The sequence below is a fragment of the Polaribacter sp. AHE13PA genome (genome assembly GCF_019278505.1).
Taxonomy (GTDB): domain Bacteria; phylum Bacteroidota; class Bacteroidia; order Flavobacteriales; family Flavobacteriaceae; genus Polaribacter.
The window spans coordinates 552,995-570,837 of record NZ_CP058985.1; the positions used below are offsets into that span (position 1 = coordinate 552,995).

Consider the following 17,843-nt stretch of genomic DNA (forward strand, 5'->3'; position numbering starts at 1 on the left):
TGATAGAATTAATTTTCTATCAGGCTTTTTTTTTATCTTTAGATTAAATAAATTTAATACTATTTTATGGAAATAGCAATTATTGCACATGATGGCAAAAAAGCAGAAATGGTTCAGTTTTTAAATGAACACAAAGAGGTTTTGCTTACAAAAAATATAAAGTTAGTTTCTACAGGAACTACAGGTTCTAAAGCAGAAAAAGCGGGTTTTGTAGTTACAAAATTCTTATCTGGTCCTATTGGAGGAGATGCGCAAATTGCAGCAAGAGTTGCAGAAGGCAAATGCAATATGGTCTTATTTTTTAGAGATCCTCATGCAAAACACCCTCACGAACCAGATATTATAATGCTGTTAAGAATTTGTGACGTACACAACGTTCCGTTAGCAACAAACCCTGCTTCTGCAGATTTGTTAATGAAGGCAATTGCTATTTAATAGCAATTGCACTTATTTCTACATTTACAAACTTCGGTAAGTTAGCTACTTCTACAGTTTCTCTTGCAGGAGCTGTTTCTTCGTTAAAATAGTTTCCGTAAATAGCATTTATTTCTCCGAAATTATTCATGTCAGAAATAAAAATAGAAGTTTTAATGACGTTTTCGAAAGTCATATCTGCGGCAGCTAATACTTCTTTTAGGTTTTCCATAACCTGAGTTGTTTCTTCTTTTATGGAAGATAAAACCAATTCTCCATTTTCTGGATTGATGGCAATTTGGCCAGAAGTATATAATGTATTTCCGCTTAATACAGCTTGATTATAAGGTCCTATTGGAGCTGGTGCTTTTGTAGTTGTTATTATTTTTTTCATTAGATTTTATGTTTCTAAATTAGAGAATTCTAAAGTAACAAAGTTAATAAGTTTTTACGATTGTTCGTACGAGGGAATCTAAGTATTTTAGTTTTGAATACTGAATACTGAATACTGAATACTGAATACTGAATACTGAATACTGAATACTGAATACTGAATACTGAATACTGAATACTGAATACTGAATACTGAATACTGAATACTGAATACTGAATACTGAATACTGAATACTGAATACTTTTTTTTAAAACAACGTTCTATCTGCAGGTTTGCTTTTATCCCATTTAAGATCTGATAAGACAGAAGATTTTACACCTATAAAAAAGGTGTAAGATGAATTTGTACCAAAAGGAACCCAATTGAAATTAAATTGCCAACTATCTAAGTCTCTCGTGAAATTAAATCTAGAAAACGTAAAAGCACCTCCTTTAACATCGTAACCAGAAGAATAACCCATTTTCCATTTTGGAGAGAGTTCTAAATTACCACTAAACATAATACTGTGCACACCAATGCTACCACCGTCTATACCATTATTTGTATAATTGGTAGAGTATGCTAAATTGATAGACCAAGGGATGTCTGCTTTATACAGCTGGGTTTCTTTCTTTTTATCTGTTTCTTCTGTATTACTTGCGTTGTTTCTATTATCTCTACCGGTAGGATTAATATCTGCACCAATAACATCTACATTGTTGTCTCCTCCGTTAGCACTTTGTTTAGATTTGTCCTTTTTATCTTTACCAAAATCAGTGCTAGATATAGAGTAATTTGCGGTTAAATTAGCATTTGTTAGCCTTAAAATATTTGCATTAAACTCGTTAATTCTTACACCGTCGCTATTTACTTTATAAGGATCCATAGAACCACTTAAATTAACAGATAACTTATCTTTAAATAAACGTGTACCTGCAGAAAAACTAACCGGAGACCATCGCAAACTATCGGCTGCAATATTATAAGAACTACTAAAGTTTAAATTATTTAAAAGCGTTATTTTCTCATCTTCTTCATCACTATCTGGATCTTTCGGAGCCACTTTTGCTTCTAAAACGTTGTTTAAAGAAATACCGATTGAGTTACTTAATCCAGACGAAGGTGCTCCATATATACCTTGGTCATACACAGTGTAGTCTAATAAGTCGGTAGCATCTGCACTTTGTTGTACTTGTTTTATGTATTTATCTTTAAAATCTGGTCTGTAAGAATAGGAAACAGAAGGTCTAAAAGTATGACGAATGGTTTTTAATCTTCCTTTCTTAAAATTAAAAGTACCATAAATATTTGTAGATAAACTAACTCCTGCATTGTACTCTCTATAGCTTTTAAAACCTCTAAGAGTATCAGTTACCACAACATTATCGGTAACATCATAATCTTTTTGAATATAATCAAACTGCCAAGTTTCTTCATAATTAGCACTTGGAGACAATGTAAAGTATTTAAAGGCTTTTATGTTTGTGCTGGTTCCTGTTTTATGTTGCATTCCAGATCTTGCTGTTTCAAACATTTTAGGTGTAAAAAATTCATCATCTGTAGTGTTAATTAAATACTGACCTTGCATGGTGTAATTAAACCCCATTTTTTGAATAGGAGTTTTTTGGATACCATTTTTTCCTGCAAATGGGTATATTCTACTCATATTTACAGTCAATGACGGTAAAGTCATTGTAATAGCTTCAGTATTTGTGTTTTGTTGATGACTAGCGGTAAGGTTCATGTTAAACGGCGTACCCACAAAAGTTTTACTATAATTTATAGAAGAGTTAAATGTATTAGTTAATGTTTCTGCTATATTATATTGATTTTGAGATTCTCTAAAAAATTTACTACTACCAAGGTTTACAGAAGCAGAAAACCTAGAGTTAGGACTCGCCTTAGCATCCTGACTATGAGACCACCTAATGTTAAAATTGTTAGATTTACTATAATCATCAAAACCTCTAATTCCGCTTATATTGTTTTCGAAGTTTAAACTAAAAGAACCATTAAAGCGATATCTTTGTCTATAGTTAGATGATATTCTAGCTCCCCAACTTCCGTTAGAGTATACATCACTTAAAACAGTTAAATCCATATAATCACTTATGGCAAAATAATAACCACCATTCTGAAAACCAATACCTCTATCACTACTACCAGTATCAAAAGAAGGAATTAAAAAACCAGATACACTTGTTTCAGTTATAGGAAAATAAGCAAAAGGTAAAAATATAGGTGTAGGTATGTCTGCTAAAACTAAATTACTAGTACCTACAATAATCTTTTTTCCAGGCACTAATTTTGCTTTGTCAGTTGCTATGTAATAATCCGGATTTTTCTTTTCTGAGGTTGTAAAACGAATGTTTCTTACATATATAGTAGAATCATTTATACGTTTGGTTTTTTCTCCATACGTAAACATTTCTCCTTGTTTTGTTTTTAATCCGTAGATTAAAGCTCTTTCAGTTTTAAAATTATAGATAATAGAATCTTGTTCAGATTCTTGACTTCCTTGTTTAAATATTGGACGTTGCACATAGCCTGTACTATCTATAATTCCTTTTGCAAAAAGGGTGTTTTTCTTATAATCAACAACAATTAAACCAGCTTTTAAATCGATGTCTGTATAGGTGATGTTTGCTTCGTTATAAAGAGTAACCGTTTGGTCTTTTGCGTTTTGTATGGTGTAATCTGTAGCAACATGCACAATAATGTCTTCTATAGTCTCTTTAGGTTTTATCGAATCTAAAGAAATAGAATCTGTGTTTTTTAATGCCAAAGAATCTCTCTTACTTTTAAATAGAGAATCTTTCTCAACATTAGTAATTGCTGTTTTATCTTCAGATTTTAGTTCTTGTGAAAAGCCTATTTCTATAAAAAATATGCTGCAAAATAAAAGAATGTATGATAGGTTTGTTTGCAAGGCTTTAAATGCTATTTTTGTATAAAGGTTAAAAGTATGGCTCAATATTTGAAACACCAAATTTACGAAGCCAAAATTAGTTAAATTTTATTGATGCAAATTAAAGAAAATCACAAAATTAATATCAAAGTTAAAAATCTTTTATTTTTTCTCTTTGTGTTCTCATTTTTAATGAACTCATCATTAGTATTTGGGCAAAAAGAATATGTAGTTGTTATTGATGCAGGTCATGGTGGTAAAGACCCTGGTAACATGGGTAATGGTTATAAAGAGAAGAATATAGCGTTAAAAGTTGCGTTAATTGTCGGTAAAAAATTATCTAAAGCGAATGATATAAAAGTTGTTTATACTAGGGATGATGATGTTTTTATTGATTTATGGAAAAGAGGAGAAATTGCAAATCATGCAAAAGCAGACTTATTTCTGTCTATTCATTGCGACTCTCATACCTCTAATGCTTACGGAGCAGGTACTTTTGTTTTAGGGTTAAGAGGTAATAAAAAGAACCTAGAAATCGCCAAAAGAGAAAATGCTGCTATTTTTTATGAAGATAATTATGAAGAGAAGTATAAAGGTTTTGATTCTAACTCAGCAGAATCTGTAATCGGATTATCACTTTTACAGGAAGAAAACTTAGATAGAAGTTTAGCGATTGCTAGTTTAATTCAACATAGTTTTACATCTAAATTAAAAAGACACGATAGAAAGGTAAAGCAAGATAACTTTCAGGTTTTAAGAGAAACAATTATGCCAAGCGTTCTGGTCGAATTAGGTTTTTTAACTAATAAAACAGAAGGGAGATACTTAAATTCTAAAAAAGGTCAAGAACAAATGGGAACTGCCATTACAGCGGCTGTTTTAAATTATATAGGTAATTTAAAACTAAATACTGTAAACAATAATATATCAGAAAGCAAAGTAGTAGGTAATATTGAATACAAAGTGCAAGTTGCCTCAGGAAAAAATAAAATAGAAACAAAAGCATATAATTTTAAGGGTTTAAGAGATATAGAAAGAGTTCCTGTAGGGAGCTTTTATAAATATTATTATGGAAATACTTCTAACTATAGTAGTGTAAAACAATCTTTAAGGGCAGCAAAATCTAAAGGATATACATCTGCTTTTATTGTCGCTTTTAAGAATGGGGAAAAGATCTCTGTACAAGAAGCGCTTAAAATACAATAGATTTGATGGTTTCAACCAAAAATTATTAGTAGTTTTGTTATTAAACTTTTATGGATGTCTAAAGAATTAAAAACAGGAATTGTAGCTATTGTTATTATATTCATATTTATATGGGGATATAATTTTTTAAAAGGTCAAAACTTGTTTGATGGAAGTACCCGTTATTTTAAAGTAGAATACACCAATATTGGTGGTTTAACGGAGTCTAGCTCAGTAACTATTAATGGGTTAAAAGTAGGTAAAGTTATAGATATTGCTTTTAATAAGTCAAATGATAAAAAAGGGCAATTAGTAGTTGATTTCGCTATTGAAAAAGATTTTGATTTCTCTAAAAAGAGTATTGTAAAAATATATTCTCCAAGCCCTTTAGGTGGTTCTAACTTAGCAATAATACCTAATTATGAAGGCGAAATGGCTGTTTCTGGAGATTATCTTGAAGGAGAAATTGAATCTAGTTTATTTACTTCTATTGGTGAGCGTTTAGATCCAATACAAGCAAAGTTAGAGACAGTAATGGTAAGAGCAGATTCATTGTTTAAAAATGTAAACAATATTTTAGATACCAACACACAAAATAGTCTAAAAAATTCGGTTTCTAGCTTAGAGGCAACTTTAAATGAAGTAAATAAAATGATGTCATCTGTAAACGGGATGATAGATGCTACTTCTTCAGATTTAAAAGCAAGTGTAAAAAATACAAAAACAATTACAGAAAATTTTGCAAAAGTTTCAGATACGTTAGCAAATGCAGATATTGGTAGGGTTGTAAAAAAAGCAGAATATACGCTTACTTCTGTTAATACAATATTAGAAGGTATCAACTCTGGTAAAGGTACTATAGGTAAATTAATTACTGATGAAGCGATGTACACAAATTTAGAAAACGCTTCTAAAGAACTAGAAGAGTTGCTTAGAGAAATGAAGTTGAACCCTAAGCGATTTGTACACTTTTCATTATTTGGTAAAAAAGCAAAGCCTTATACACCTAATGGAGACGACGAATTAGAAAAAGAAGAAAACAACTAATTTTACATAAACCCTTTACGAATATGCAATACTTACCAAACATAATCTTTGCTTTAGCATTAGCTTTAGGACTTAGTTTTTTTGTGATGAATATTCGCAAATTATTTAGAAATATAAAATTAGGGAAAGAGGTTAATCGTACGGATAAAAAACCTGAACGTTTAAAAAATATGTTGATGATTGCTCTTGGGCAATCTAAAATGGTAAAAAGACCTTTTTCAGGAGCTCTTCACATTATTGTGTATGTTGGTTTTATAATTATAAATATAGAAGTTTTAGAAATTATTATTGATGGGTTATTTGGAACTCACAGAGTTTTTCAAGGGCTTTTAGGAGATGGTATATACGGATTTTTAATTGGTGTTTTCGAAGTATTAGCAGTACTCGTTTTTGTTGCTGTTATTGTTTTTTGGTTGCGTAGAAATATATCTAATATTAAACGTTTCTTAAGTAAGGAAATGAAAGGTTGGCCTAAAAATGATGGAAATTATATCCTTTATTTTGAAATGGTGTTAATGACATTGTTTTTAGTAATGAACGCAACAGACGTTAGTTTTCAACAATTAGGAGTAGGGAATACAATCAGTCAATTTATTGCACCTTTATTTGATGGTTTTTCTCCAGAAGGTTTACATACAATAGAAAGAACTGCATGGTGGATTCATATTTTAGGTATTTTAGTTTTCTTAAACTACTTATACTACTCAAAGCATTTACACATCTTATTAGCGTTTCCAAATACCTATTTTGCAAATCTAAATCCAAAAGGGCAGTTTACCAATTTAGACTCTGTTACTACGGAAGTAAAATTAATGATGGATCCGGATGCAGATCCTTATGCAGCTCCAGCTGAAGGAGCGGAAGAAGCTGTTCCAGAAAAATTTGGAGCCTCTGACGTTGCAGATTTAAATTGGGTGCAGTTATTAAATGCTTATACCTGTACAGAATGCGGTAGATGTACATCATCTTGTCCTGCAAATCTTACAGGAAAAGAATTGTCTCCAAGAAAAATCATGATGGATACTCGTGATCGTTTAGAAGAGGTTGGTAGAAATATTGATGCTAATAAAGGCGTTTTTGTTGATGATGGTAAGCAATTATTAAACGATTATATTTCTCCAGAAGAACTTTGGGCATGTACAAGCTGTAATGCTTGTGTAGAAGAATGTCCTGTAAATATAGACCCGCTTTCTATTATTATGGATATGAGAAGATATTTAGTAATGGAAGAAAGTGCAGCACCACAAGAGTTAAATATGATGATGACAAACATCGAAAATAATGGAGCTCCATGGCAATACAATCAACAAGACAGATTAAACTGGGCTAACGAAGAGTAAAAAGTAGTTTACAGTTTACGGTTACAGCTGGTAGTAAAAAGCTGTAGTTTTCAAAATAAGTATTCAGTAAACAGTTACAGTTTTCAGTTTTTGTCAGTTCGAGTGAATTTAATAGGAACGAATAAATTTGTATCGAGAACACACGATTAATCATTTAAACGAATAAACATCAAAGTTATGAACGTACCAACAATGGCAGATATGATGGCTCAAGGTAAGCAACCAGAAGTGTTGTTTTGGGTTGGCGCAGCAGGAAGTTATGATGATAGAGCAAAAAAAATATCGAGAGCATTTGTAAAAATATTACATCAAGCTAAGGTAGATTTTGCTGTTTTAGGAACGGAAGAATCCTCTACTGGAGATGCCGCAAAAAGAGCAGGAAATGAGTTTTTGTTTCAAATGCAGGCAATGATGAATATTGAAGTGTTAAATGGTTACGAAGTAAAAAAGATTGTTACTTGCGATCCGCATTCATTTAATACTTTAAAAAATGAATATCCTTCTTTAGGAGGGAAATATGAAGTTTTCCATCACACACAATTTATACAAGACTTAATTGCAGCAGGTCGTTTAAAAATAGATGATACTACTTTAAAAGGTAAAAGAGTTACGTTTCACGATCCTTGTTATTTAGGTAGAGCCAACGAAGTGTATGAGTCTCCTAGAGAATTAATAAAAAGATTAGGTGTTAATTTAACCGAAATGAAACGCAATAAATCTACCGCTTTATGTTGCGGAGCGGGAGGAGCACAAATGTTTAAAGATGCAGAAAAAGGGGATAAGGAGATAAATGTTTTAAGAACAGAAGATGCTTTAGAAACCAAACCCAATATTATTGCTACGGGGTGCCCTTATTGTAATACCATGATGACAGACGGAATTAAATTTAAAGAAAAAGAAGCAGAGGTTGTTGTTAAAGATATTGCAGAGTTAATTGCAGAGGCTAATAATTTGTAGATAAAAACATTAAAATAATTTAAATGTTTGAAAACGAATTTGTTTCTAATTTACCAAATATTACTGAGATAGCTTTTAAACGGATTCATAAGAATTATTTAAAAGTCATTTTATTTAATGTATTATTACTTTTTACTGCTGTCTTATTAGGGCTTTACTTTGCAAGTTATTATAATTTTCTTCAAGGAATTAGTCCTTATGTTTACCTTATTTATATCGCTTTTATAATCGTTTTTATTTTTACAGTACTTTTACTTTACTTCGGATTTAAAAAAAGAAAATATGCGGTTAGACAAAAAGATATTTCTTATAAAAGTGGCTTGTTTTTCAAAAAAATAACTACAGTACCATTTTCTAGAGTTCAGCATATAGAAGTAGATGAAAGTCCTTTTTCTAGGTTTTTTAAATTGGCTTCCTTAAGTGTTTTTACGGCAGGGGATAGTAGTGATGATTTAGAAATAAAAGGTATTACCAAAAAAGAAGCTATACAAATAAAAGAATTTATCAGTCAAAAAATCAATGAATAATACGTTTGATTTTAGCCAATTTTCTAAACAGTCTAAAAAAGGAATTCTTGTAATTTATCTTAAGTTACTATATAAAGTCTTAAAAGCTTTTTGGGTTTTGCTATTCCTATTTATTCAAAAGTTCTCTGAATTTAATGAGAGTACATTTTTCTACATCTACATGGGACTCGGGTTTTTGTTCCTATTTTTTCTGATTAGAGCTTTTTTGATTTATGAAAACTTTCAGTTTAAGGTTCAAAATAATCATTTTATCTTAAAACAAGGAATTTTAAAAAAGACAAATACTTCCATTTCTTTTGATCGAATTCAGAATATTAATTTTAAGCAAAATATTATTCAGCAACTTATTAATGTTCATGAAGTTAATATAGATACTGCTGGGTCTAATAAAACAGAAATTTCTATAAAAGCATTGTCTTTTCAAAAAGCAAAAGCACTTAAAAGTCAACTTTCATCTTATAATTCTAACATACTTAAAGAGGAAAGTGTTGCTGAAAAACCTTTTTTAAAAATAAGTTTATTAGAATTGTTAAAGGTTAGTTTAACAGAAAATCACCTACAAAGTTTGCTTATTTTTCTGGCATTATTATTAGGTCTTTATCAGCAATTAGAGCAATTATTTAGTGGTATTGGAAAAGATTACTTGCTAAATGAATACATAGAAAAGAGTAGTAATTCGTTTCATCAAGGCGTATTTGTATTTATTGTGCTCTTTATTTTACTGGTTTTTATAGCCATTTTAAGTTCTTTTATGAGAGTGTTTTTATTTCATTTTAATTTAACTGTTTTTATAAAAGACCAGAATTTTGAAATTTATCAAGGATTGCTTACCAAGAAATCTATTATTTTAAAGAAGGATAAAATTCAAAGTATTACTATTTCTACAAATCCAATAAAAAAGATTCTAGGTATTTTCTTTATTACATTTAAACAAGCTGTTAGTGGCAAGGTAAGTGGAAAAAGAAAGGATAAGTTAATACGAATTGTTGGTTGTAAGAGAGCTCAGGTTAGTAAGATTAAAGAAATACTTTTTAGTTTTTCTGAAGTAGACGATTTAGAAAAAAAGCAGGTGCATGTTTATTTAAAAAAGAGAATGTATTTTTTGTCTTTTATACTTTTGTTGATATTAAACGGAGTTTTTTATCTTACTTTTTTAGATGGATTGGTTTTCTTCGGGAATGTTTTATTGGTTCCTTTGTTTATCCTTTTTGTCCATCTAATATTCAATAAAAGATTTTATAAAATAAGCGATGATGTTTTGCTTGTTGGTTCTGGAGTTTTTGACACTCATTTAACATATTTACCGTTTTTTAAGGTTCAAAATATTAAAATGATGCAAACTTTTTTTCAAGAAAGAAATAAGGTTGTAGATTTGGTTTTTCAAACCGCTTCTGGAGAAATTAAACTTCCTTGTATAGAAAAAAGCGAGGCGATAAAAATTTACAATTATACTTTATTTAAAGTGGAAAGTAGTACAGATTTATGGATGTAAAAAGTTACGTAAAAGCAGCACGATTAAGAACCTTACCTTTATCGGTTTCAGGGATTATTGTTGGAAGTTTTTTAGGGAGTGATCAGTTAAATAATCAGATTTCAATTTTAGAATCGCCTATTTTTTGGTTAGCAATTTTAACCACTATTGGTTTTCAAGTATTGTCTAATTTTGCAAACGATTATGGAGACGGAATTAAAGGCTCCGATAAAAATAGAACAGGAGAAGCACGTATGGTTTCATCAGGAGCAATTACTCCGAAACAAATGAAATCTGCCATGATAATTACAACAATTATTACGTTGATAATTGCGTTATTGCTAATTTATGTTTCTTTCGGAAAAGAAAATTTTGGGTATTCAATATTATTTTTAGGCTTAGGAATTGCTTCTATTGCAGCAGCTATAAAATATACAGTTGGTAATTCAGCCTATGGTTATAGTGGTTTTGGAGATATTTTTGTTTTTCTATTCTTTGGTTTGTTAAGTGTAGTAGGTAGTTATTTCTTGTACACAAAACAGGTGGATTATACTATTTTTCTACCCGCAATATCTGTTGGCTTGCTAAGTACAGCCGTTCTAAACCTTAATAATTTACGTGATAGGGAAGAGGATCAAAAAAATAATAAAAATACGCTAGTGGTAAAGTTAGGAATCTTAAAGGCAAAAAAATACCATTATGCATTGATTTTTGGTGCTTTAATTACTGCTTGTATATATACTTTTTTAGATTTTAAATTTGTTTATCAACTTATTTTCTTGATGGCTTTTGTGCCATTAATTAAAAACGTAAAAACTGTTGCAAACAACACGATACCTTCGGAATTAGATAGTGAATTAAAGAAAGTAGCATTGAGTACTTTTTTGTTTGCAATCCTTTTTGGAATTGGACAAATATTGTAAATTAGAATTCAATTATAATTGTAAGATATGAAGATTAAATATTTAGGGCATTCTTGTTTTTCTATAGAAATTAATAAAGTAATTATTTTAGTAGATCCGTTTATTTCGGGTAATTCATTGGCTTCTCATATAGATATTTCTACTCTTAAAGCAGATTTTATTTTATTAACCCACGCGCATCAAGACCATGTTTTAGATGTAGAAGTAATTGCAGAAAGAACAAAAGCAGTCATTGTTTCTAACTATGAAATCGCCATGTACTATGGTGCAAAAGATTTAGAAGTAACTGCATTAAATCATGGAGGGACTTTTAAAACGGAGCACTTTTCTGCCAAATATGTAAATGCAATTCATACTTCATCTTTTGCAGATGGCACGTATGGCGGTGAGCCAGGTGGTTTTGTTATTTCATCTAAAGATAAAAACTTATATGTTGCAGGAGATACTGCTGTTACCATGGATATGAAACTAATTCCTTTAACAACAAAACTTGATGCGGCTATTTTTCCTATTGGAGATACGTTTACAATGGGAGTTGAAGACGCAATTATTGCAAGTGATTTAGTGGAGTGTACCAAAATAATAGGCTGTCATTTTGATACTTTTCCTCCAATTGAAATAGATGTAAATGATGCCAAAATTAAATTCTCATCAAAAAATAAAGAATTAGTTATATTAGAAATAGGAGGAAATATAAAATTATAAAATGAAAACAATAAAAGTAATATTAATAATCATCTCTACCTTTATAGTGATTTTTTTACTAACAGGTTTAATTGTAAAAGAAACAACGTATACGGCAGAAGTGTCTATAGATAAGTCTGTAGACGAGGTTTTTACAGCTTTTAATAATTCGGAGGATGTAAATAACTGGATTCCAGAAGTACAGTCTTTTGAGGTAGTTAATGAAAATCCAGGAAAAATAGGAAGCATCTATAAAATAGTGGTTTTAAACCAAGGGCAAGAAATTACAATGACCGAAAAGGTATTGGCGTATGTACCTAATGAAAAAGTAACCTTGTTTTTTAATGCACAGGGTATGCTTAAAAAAGACGATTATATTTTTACAGAAAAAGACGGAGTTACCACCGTTACTTTAAATGCAAGTTGCCAAAGTGACACCTTTTTAATGGCTTGTGTTTTTCCTTATTTTAAAGGAACATTCATGGAGCAAGATCAATCTTATTTAGATAATTTTAAAGATTTTGTAGAAGATAAAAGAGAAGATTAATTCTTCTTTTTTCGTTGAAAAGACCGTTAAAAATATTTTATTGGCTGTGGTAAAGCACTAAAAAGATGGTATTCATATAAATATTTTATAAAAAATAAATTCTTTTGATACACGCTACTCATAAAAAATATACCCTCAATTTTAAAAATCCAAGTGGAACTTCACGTGGAATTTTAAGAACCAAAGAAACGTGGTTTATTATTTTAGAGCAAAATGGTAAAACAGGTATTGGTGAAACTGGTTTGTTTAGAGGTTTAAGTATAGATGATGTTGTTAATTATGAAGAAAAACTAATTTGGGCTTGTACAAATATTAACAAAGGTTTGGTGTTTTTGCTTAAAGAGCTTTGTGAATTTCCATCCATACAATTTGGACTAGAACAGGCTTTTTTATCGCTTAAAAGCGAAGATAAGTTTACATTGTTTCCATCAGAATTTACAAAAGGAAATGAAGCTATTGCCATAAATGGACTTATCTGGATGGGAGAAAAAGCGTTTATGAAAAAGCAAATCAAAGAAAAATTAGAATCTGGTTTTTCTTGCATCAAAATGAAAATTGGTGCTATTGATTTTGAAGCAGAAATAGCATTGTTAAAATCCATCCGAAAAGAATTTTCATCCAAAGAAATAGAATTAAGGGTAGATGCAAATGGTGCTTTTAATCCTAAAAATGCGTTAGAAAAATTAAAGCGTTTATCAGAATTAGAAATTCATTCTATAGAACAACCCATCAAACAAGGGCAAGTTCAAGAAATGGCTGTTTTATGTGCCAAGACACCTTTGCCAATTGCATTGGATGAAGAGTTGATAGGTATATTTTCATCCGAAGACAAAAAACAAATGTTACAAACAATTCAACCTCAGTTTATCATTTTAAAACCGAGTTTAATTGGTGGTTTTGCCGGGAGTTTAGAATGGATTAAATGTGCAGAAGCAATAAATGCTGATTGGTGGATAACTTCTGCATTAGAAAGTAATATCGGCTTGAATGCTATTGCGCAATTTACACATACATTAAAAAATAATTTACCACAAGGGTTAGGAACAGGTGGTTTGTTTACAAATAATTTTACGAGTCCGTTAGAAGTTAAAAATGGAGCTTTGCATTATAATCAAACTCAAAATTGGGATTTTAATTTATAAATATGAATTTTATACAACAAGCATATAAAGGAAAAAATGAATGGTTTCATTGGGTATTAACCATCTTGGTGGTTTTTGTTGGTTGGCAAATTATAGGTGTATTGCCTTTAACAGTTTTAGCTTATATGCATTCTGCAGATATAGCAGAGTTTACTGCGGCAGCTCAAAATAATTTTATGACGTTAGAGATCGATAAAAATCTTTTCCTTTTTTTTATGATTCTAATGTTCTTTTTTGGCTTGGTCAGTCTTTTAATAGCAATTAAGTACATTCATAAAAGAACTTTAACATCTTTGGTTACCAGTAGAAAGTCGATAGATTGGAAACGTTTTTGGTTTGGCTTTATTACTTGGGGAATCGTTTCTGCCGTTGTAATTATGAGTGGTATTTTTCTATCTCCAGAAAGTTATGAGTGGAATTTTAAACCGATACCTTTCTTTACTTTAATAGCAGTTTCTTTTTTGTTTTTACCTTTTCAAACTAGTTTTGAAGAGTTATTGTTTAGAGGATACTTTATGCAAGGTTTGGGGATTTTAGCTAAAAATAGATGGGTGCCTTTATTTATCACTTCAGTTTGTTTTGGTTTATTACATGGCGCAAATCCAGAGGTAGAGAAACTAGGTTACATTTCTATGGTTTTTTATATTGGAACAGGATTCTTTTACGGAATTACCACCTTAATGGACGAAGGAACCGAATTGGCAATTGGCCTACATGCTATAAATAATATTGTCGCCGCATTTTTTGTAACTACAAATTGGACTGTTTTTCAAACGGATGCATTGTATGTAGATACCTCAGAACCTTCTGTAGGGTGGGAAATGTTTTTCCCTGTGTTGGTTTTATATCCAATTCTATTATTTATTTTTTCTAAAAAATATGGATGGAAAAATTGGAAAGAAAAATTAACTGGTAAGATTACTGAACCGGTTAATTTAAAAGAAAATTATAGAATTTTAGAAGATTGAAAATAGATAAGTTTCATAGCAACTTTCAATTAAATGAGGTTTCATTTGCTTCTGTAGATGAAATTCTATCGTATGCATCTCGTTTTTCTAATGAAATATATCCATTTTTAGAAAGTTGGTTTTCAGCCGATGCTTTTATTACAGTGAAAACTTCTGGTTCTACAGGTGTTCCCAAAAACATAAAATTGCATAAAAAGCAGATGATCAATTCTGCTTTGGCTACTGGTAGTTTTTTTGATTTAAAAGAAAACACAACAGCATTATTATGTTTGCCTACAGAATACATTGCGGGTAAAATGATGTTGATTCGTGCTTTAACCTTAGGCTGGCATTTAGATATGGTAGCACCATCTTCTTATCCACTACGTGGGATAAAAAAACAGTATGATTTTTCTGCAATGGTTCCGTTACAGTTGGAGAATTCTATCAAGTCTTTAAATTTAATTAAAAAATTAATTGTTGGTGGAGGCGTAGTTTCTAGTCAATTACAAGATAAAATTCAGGCTTCTAATTGTAGTGTTTTTGCAACTTACGGGATGACGGAAACCATTACTCATATTGCCGTTAAAAGGTTGAATAGTTTTTCTTCATTACAAAACAATAATAGTAATGAATCTTTTCAAAAGGACTTTTATCAAACACTACCAAATGTAGAAATCTATAAAGATGTTAGAAACTGTCTGGTAATTAAAGCGCCAAAGGTTTCCAATGAAGTGATTTTTACAAATGATATCATTCATTTAGTTTCTGATGATCAATTTGAATGGTTAGGTCGTTTAGATAATGTAATAAACTCAGGAGGAGTAAAATTGCATCCAGAAAAAATAGAAGAAAAGTTATCGAAAATAATAAGCAAACGTTTTTTTGTTGCAGGTATATCAGATGATAAGCTAGGGCAGAAGCTTGTTTTAATGATAGAACAACCATTTGCTTCATTAGATGAAGAAGTAGCCTTAAAATTAAAAATAAAGCAATTAAAATCACTTACTAAATTCGAGATTCCAAAAGAAATTTATTTTGTTGCTAGTTTTATAGATACCGAAACAAATAAAATTCAACGTGTCAAGACCTTAGGTTTATTAAAATAAGAAGCTAGGTTTATACATTCATTTTTAATATTTCATTATTTTGTAATATTATATCCGAAAGAGAAAACTTTCTCTCTGAAATAATAAAAGGATAATTCGATACATTTAAGATTCATATAATAGTGCTCAAAATTTCTTAGCTATTTAATAATATTATATTATTCTTATCATTATTTTGAATTTACCATAATTAATAACTAAATGTTACAGTTATCTTGAAAAATATTTATATTTTTTATATATTTGTATTTATTCTGACGATAATACATAATAATTAAATTGGGGGATTGAATTTATTATATTCTAAGAATAACCTAAGGTCGTAATTTTCTAATTACGGCTTTTTCTTTTTTTATCCCTAATGTTTTTACCAGATTTACTTTTTTAATTGAGAGATACTATCTTTTTTTAACGCCTAATTAAGGGGAATTTTCTAGGGAGTTTTTTTTATGGTATTATTTTTGATATTTTTGATGAAATTACCATTCATGAAAAAAGTTATTTTAGGATTTACTATTTGTTTTTTTTCCATTACATATATTGTAGCACAAGAACACCCAATAGAAAAGCAAGAAGTTAATATAGAAGATTCAGTTCATATAAACTGGGAACCTTCTTTTAACGATGCTTTAAAGAAGTCTAAAAAAGAAAATAAACCAGTACTTATTTATTTTACAGGATCAGATTGGTGTGGTCCCTGTATTATTTTAGATAAGAAACTTTTTCATACAGAAAAATTTAGGGCTATAGCAGATAAAGATTTAGTATTGTATGAGGCAGATAGTCCTAGAAATGTAGATTTAATTTCTCCGGAGACTTTAGAAGTAAATAATGAATTAAAGAGAAAATTTAAAATAAGATCTTTTCCTACGTTAGTGTTTGTAAATCATAAAGGTAAAATGATCGGCTATAAAAAAGGATTAATTCTTACCGATTATTACTATCCTTTTATTCAATCTGTTATCGAAAATTATTAAAAAAATATACTTATAACTTAACAACACTTTCCGTTATAGGTTCATTATATATAGTTTTATTACATAAAAAAACCGAAGCATATTGCTTCGGTTTTTGTTGTTCTAAATTATATTAGAAAAATAAAATTATTTTTCATTCACCACTCTAAATGTAGTTCTTCTATTAGCTCTGTGTTGCGCTTCTGTACAAGAAACACCATCAGCACATCTGTTAGTTAATTTAGCTTCACCGTAACCATTACCAGTTAATTTACTTGGGTTAATACCTTTAGAAATTAAATAGTTAGTTACTGCTTGAGCTCTTCTTTCAGACAAGTCTTGGTTAGATGATTTAGTACCTCTAGAGTCTGTATGAGATTCTAAAGCTACAGATACACCAGTTTTTAAAACAGGTAATAATCTTGTATCGATAATTCCTTTAGCTGTAGAAGTTAAAGTAGCGCTTCCTAAATTCCAGTTAATTGGTAAAATTGTATTGTTTACTAATTCACATTCTACCTCTTTCCAAGTTGTTAAGCCTCCTTTATTAACTAAAATTTCTTTAGTAACTGTTTTGTATTTAGCATCAACAGTAACTTCTTCTTGCCATGCATCTTTTACTAAAACTGTTTTATTGATGCTTCCGTATTCTGCAGGAATTTCAATAGATTTAGTAGTTGGTGGCGTTACCATTACTTTAGTAGTATATGTTTTATCATATCCAGGAACTTTGTTAGATACAGTAGTTGCGTCTTTATCTAATTTAGTTAAAGGTACTGTTACATACTGAGCAGCAACAGGTACAAAACACCAGTATCTACAGTCGTTAGGGTCGCTAGATTCACAATCAGGTGCTTTTTCACTCATTTCCCAATTAGCAGAAGCAGCTTTTGTTTCTATTGTTTGAGAATCTGAATTAAAAGTAGCATTAACTACACTTAACTTATTTGCATCTACTTTGGCAGTATAGCTAACTGTTTTGTTTTCCCATACAGCAGGTACAACAACTAAACGTTGTCCAGCTTCTTTAATTAGAACTCTTTCTGTTATTGTGTTGTATTCTGCAGGATGTGTAACAATTTTTTTGTAAGCCGGAGCTACTTCTATCGTTACATCTTCGTTTTTCCAAACTTCTGGAGTTTTACATCGAACATAACACTTTCCTGGTTCTGGATTCTGTGGTAAGTCTTGAGCAAACGCTGCTGCTCCAAACATTAATAATGTAGCACTTAGTAAAATTTTTTTCATAATAAACTTGTATTTTGTGTTAATAGTTCAATTTTATGACACAAACTTTTTTAGTAAGTCACATC

Annotated in this window: 17 protein-coding genes; 14 read left to right on the forward strand and 3 right to left on the reverse strand. The window is 30.2% G+C overall.

All coding sequences use genetic code 11. The features are described 5' to 3' along the window. The first annotated feature begins 66 nt into the window (after positions 1–66). A complete protein-coding gene (locus H0I28_RS02425; protein WP_068449962.1) occupies positions 67–435 on the forward strand; it encodes a methylglyoxal synthase in 369 nt (122 codons plus the stop codon). On the opposite strand, the gene H0I28_RS02430 is transcribed toward H0I28_RS02425, so the two are convergent. Together H0I28_RS02430 and H0I28_RS02435 are read right to left on the reverse strand one after the other, a co-directional pair. Further along, positions 428–808: a RidA family protein gene (locus H0I28_RS02430; RefSeq protein ID WP_218733084.1), complete on the reverse strand. Its 381-nt coding sequence runs from the start codon at positions 806–808 to the stop codon at positions 428–430. The genes H0I28_RS02425 and H0I28_RS02430 overlap by 8 nt on opposite strands. A 247-nt stretch (positions 809–1,055) precedes the next feature. Further along, entirely contained in the window at positions 1,056–3,716 is a 2,661-nt protein-coding gene (locus H0I28_RS02435; protein WP_218752680.1) for a putative LPS assembly protein LptD, read from the reverse strand. A 93-nt stretch (positions 3,717–3,809) separates the two neighbouring features. Here H0I28_RS02435 and H0I28_RS02440 point away from each other — a divergent pair, with 93 nt between their 5' ends. The 13 genes from H0I28_RS02440 to H0I28_RS02500 all read left to right on the forward strand — a co-directional run bounded on the left by H0I28_RS02440 (position 3,810) and on the right by H0I28_RS02500 (position 16,551). After that, on the forward strand, positions 3,810–4,901 hold the full coding sequence (locus H0I28_RS02440; protein WP_218760320.1) for an N-acetylmuramoyl-L-alanine amidase: 1,092 nt from the start codon (positions 3,810–3,812) through the stop codon (positions 4,899–4,901). Between the two features lie 54 nt (positions 4,902–4,955). Beyond that, positions 4,956–5,927 (forward strand): MlaD family protein, encoded by a 972-nt coding sequence (locus H0I28_RS02445; RefSeq protein WP_218760322.1) that lies wholly within the window; start codon positions 4,956–4,958, stop codon positions 5,925–5,927. A 23-nt stretch (positions 5,928–5,950) separates the two neighbouring features. Continuing rightward, positions 5,951–7,267 carry a (Fe-S)-binding protein gene (locus H0I28_RS02450; protein WP_218760324.1) on the forward strand — a complete coding sequence of 439 codons (1,317 nt, stop codon included), beginning with the start codon at positions 5,951–5,953 and terminating at the stop codon, positions 7,265–7,267. Positions 7,268–7,444: 177 nt separating this feature from the next. Continuing rightward, the gene (locus tag H0I28_RS02455; RefSeq protein ID WP_218733089.1) at positions 7,445–8,224 is read left to right on the forward strand and encodes a (Fe-S)-binding protein; all 780 of its coding nucleotides are present in this window, start codon (positions 7,445–7,447) and stop codon (positions 8,222–8,224) included. 23 nt (positions 8,225–8,247) lie between these two features. Next, a complete protein-coding gene (locus tag H0I28_RS02460; protein WP_254712823.1) occupies positions 8,248–8,751 on the forward strand; it encodes a PH domain-containing protein in 504 nt (167 codons plus the stop codon). Beyond that, complete coding sequence (locus tag H0I28_RS02465) at positions 8,744–10,243, forward strand: PH domain-containing protein (RefSeq protein ID WP_218760325.1); 1,500 nt, start codon at positions 8,744–8,746, stop codon at positions 10,241–10,243. Before H0I28_RS02460 ends, H0I28_RS02465 begins: the two co-directional genes overlap by 8 nt. After that, positions 10,234–11,145, forward strand: coding sequence for a 1,4-dihydroxy-2-naphthoate octaprenyltransferase (gene menA / locus H0I28_RS02470; protein WP_218760326.1), 912 nt, complete (start codon positions 10,234–10,236; stop codon positions 11,143–11,145). The genes H0I28_RS02465 and menA overlap by 10 nt, the downstream gene beginning before the upstream one ends. A 27-nt stretch (positions 11,146–11,172) precedes the next feature. Then, on the forward strand, positions 11,173–11,850 hold the full coding sequence (locus H0I28_RS02475) for a metal-dependent hydrolase (protein WP_218760327.1): 678 nt from the start codon (positions 11,173–11,175) through the stop codon (positions 11,848–11,850). Between the two features lies 1 nt (position 11,851). Then, the gene (locus H0I28_RS02480; RefSeq protein WP_218760329.1) at positions 11,852–12,376 is read left to right on the forward strand and encodes an SRPBCC family protein; all 525 of its coding nucleotides are present in this window, start codon (positions 11,852–11,854) and stop codon (positions 12,374–12,376) included. Between the two features lie 104 nt (positions 12,377–12,480). Next, positions 12,481–13,518: an o-succinylbenzoate synthase gene (locus H0I28_RS02485; protein ID WP_218760330.1), complete on the forward strand. Its 1,038-nt coding sequence runs from the start codon at positions 12,481–12,483 to the stop codon at positions 13,516–13,518. Between the two features lie 2 nt (positions 13,519–13,520). Then, the gene (locus H0I28_RS02490; protein WP_218752690.1) at positions 13,521–14,486 is read left to right on the forward strand and encodes a CPBP family intramembrane glutamic endopeptidase; all 966 of its coding nucleotides are present in this window, start codon (positions 13,521–13,523) and stop codon (positions 14,484–14,486) included. Then, a complete protein-coding gene (locus H0I28_RS02495; RefSeq protein WP_218760332.1) occupies positions 14,483–15,574 on the forward strand; it encodes an AMP-binding protein in 1,092 nt (363 codons plus the stop codon). The genes H0I28_RS02490 and H0I28_RS02495 overlap by 4 nt, the downstream gene beginning before the upstream one ends. 488 nt (positions 15,575–16,062) lie before the next feature. Further along, positions 16,063–16,551, forward strand: a complete 489-nt coding sequence (locus H0I28_RS02500) for a thioredoxin family protein (protein ID WP_218760334.1) — start codon at positions 16,063–16,065, stop codon at positions 16,549–16,551. 126 nt (positions 16,552–16,677) lie between these two features. On the opposite strand, the gene H0I28_RS02505 is transcribed toward H0I28_RS02500, so the two are convergent. After that, positions 16,678–17,778: an OmpA family protein gene (locus H0I28_RS02505; protein WP_218733098.1), complete on the reverse strand. Its 1,101-nt coding sequence runs from the start codon at positions 17,776–17,778 to the stop codon at positions 16,678–16,680. Positions 17,779–17,843 lie beyond the last annotated feature (65 nt).

Coding starts and splice junctions, on each gene's coding strand:
- H0I28_RS02490 (WP_218752690.1), top strand. CDS start 13,521: ATGAATTTTATACAACAAGCATATAAAGGAAAAAATGAATGGTTTCAT.
- H0I28_RS02455 (WP_218733089.1), top strand. CDS start 7,445: ATGAACGTACCAACAATGGCAGATATGATGGCTCAAGGTAAGCAACCA.
- H0I28_RS02505 (WP_218733098.1), bottom strand. CDS start 17,778: ATGAAAAAAATTTTACTAAGTGCTACATTATTAATGTTTGGAGCAGCA.
- H0I28_RS02500 (WP_218760334.1), top strand. CDS start 16,063: ATGAAAAAAGTTATTTTAGGATTTACTATTTGTTTTTTTTCCATTACA.
- H0I28_RS02445 (WP_218760322.1), top strand. CDS start 4,956: ATGTCTAAAGAATTAAAAACAGGAATTGTAGCTATTGTTATTATATTC.
- H0I28_RS02460 (WP_254712823.1), top strand. CDS start 8,248: ATGTTTGAAAACGAATTTGTTTCTAATTTACCAAATATTACTGAGATA.
- menA (WP_218760326.1), top strand. CDS start 10,234: ATGGATGTAAAAAGTTACGTAAAAGCAGCACGATTAAGAACCTTACCT.
- H0I28_RS02430 (WP_218733084.1), bottom strand. CDS start 808: ATGAAAAAAATAATAACAACTACAAAAGCACCAGCTCCAATAGGACCT.
- H0I28_RS02475 (WP_218760327.1), top strand. CDS start 11,173: ATGAAGATTAAATATTTAGGGCATTCTTGTTTTTCTATAGAAATTAAT.
- H0I28_RS02480 (WP_218760329.1), top strand. CDS start 11,852: ATGAAAACAATAAAAGTAATATTAATAATCATCTCTACCTTTATAGTG.
- H0I28_RS02450 (WP_218760324.1), top strand. CDS start 5,951: ATGCAATACTTACCAAACATAATCTTTGCTTTAGCATTAGCTTTAGGA.
- H0I28_RS02425 (WP_068449962.1), top strand. CDS start 67: ATGGAAATAGCAATTATTGCACATGATGGCAAAAAAGCAGAAATGGTT.
- H0I28_RS02465 (WP_218760325.1), top strand. CDS start 8,744: ATGAATAATACGTTTGATTTTAGCCAATTTTCTAAACAGTCTAAAAAA.
- H0I28_RS02440 (WP_218760320.1), top strand. CDS start 3,810: ATGCAAATTAAAGAAAATCACAAAATTAATATCAAAGTTAAAAATCTT.